1 protein-coding gene is annotated in these 793 nt (G+C 47.4%); it reads right to left on the bottom strand.

Annotated elements, in window-relative coordinates; genetic code table 11:
• Window positions 1–93 precede the first annotated feature (93 nt).
• Window positions 94–627 carry a terminase small subunit gene (locus HK25_RS12210; protein ID WP_086636392.1) on the bottom strand — a complete coding sequence of 178 codons (534 nt, stop codon included), beginning with the start codon at window positions 625–627 and terminating at the stop codon, window positions 94–96.
• Between the last annotated feature and the right edge of the window lie 166 nt (window positions 628–793).

The following is a 793-nucleotide window of genomic DNA, read 5'->3' as shown; positions in this document are numbered from 1 at the left end:
TGAGCACCAACCCTGTAACCCGGCATTGTGTATTGAGCGAACGCGAGAGAGCCTTCACGTGCAGCCTTGCGCCTAGAGAGTTCAATGAGGGATTTATTCCTCATTATCTCCATATTTTGCGTACGCTTCAAGCTCTTCATCCGTCATATCTTCTATCTTCTTGACGGTTCGAAGCTCGGTCTTGTCCACAAACATTCCTAAATGTCTGCCCATTTGCGTCAATGAACCGACTTTATCCCATAGTTTGATTTTGTGGACGTATTCAACTCCACCATCGTTCAGGTTTTTTGTGACTACTTCAACAGAAGAAAGAGCGGCTGCTGCGTCTGCCTCTAAACCACTGAGAGGCTTGAGCTTGCCAGCTTCAGTAAATAGGCTTCTGATATCGGAAAACCCTATTTTTGCGAACTCTTGCAAGACGCGGTCTTGCGTTATTTGTGTGCGTATAGACCGGACACTTTGCGCTTCCGAAATCGCATTTTGAATGTCAACATTTGTCAACAATCTTTGTCCGATAGAACGTGCCGTTTTTTCGCTATAACCGGCCCGAATGGCGGCTTGTGTCGCATTTAGATCAATTAGGTACTCAGCAACAAATCTGAGCTGCTTGTCGTTTAAACTGGCCATAACCTGACCTTTCACCTGCTACGATTAAGCGATGGCCATACGTTCGTGGCGCATCCATCCACTTAAACCGTGGGCCAGGCTGCCGCGTTTCGCGGTCTCTTGTTCCATTTCGCGCATGCGGTGCTCTCGGGTGATGCCAATAATGATATCACTGAGCGTTTTCTCT

Source organism: Acetobacter sp. DsW_059 (assembly GCF_002153695.1).
Classification (GTDB): domain Bacteria; phylum Pseudomonadota; class Alphaproteobacteria; order Acetobacterales; family Acetobacteraceae; genus Acetobacter; species Acetobacter thailandicus.
Note: the sequence above shows the minus strand (reverse complement) of the source record. Positions and strands in the feature narration are given on the sequence as shown.

Bases quoted from the DNA above. Each gene is read 5' to 3' on its own strand.
- HK25_RS12210 (WP_086636392.1), bottom strand. From the start codon at position 627: ATGGCCAGTTTAAACGACAAGCAGCTCAGATTTGTTGCTGAGTACCTA.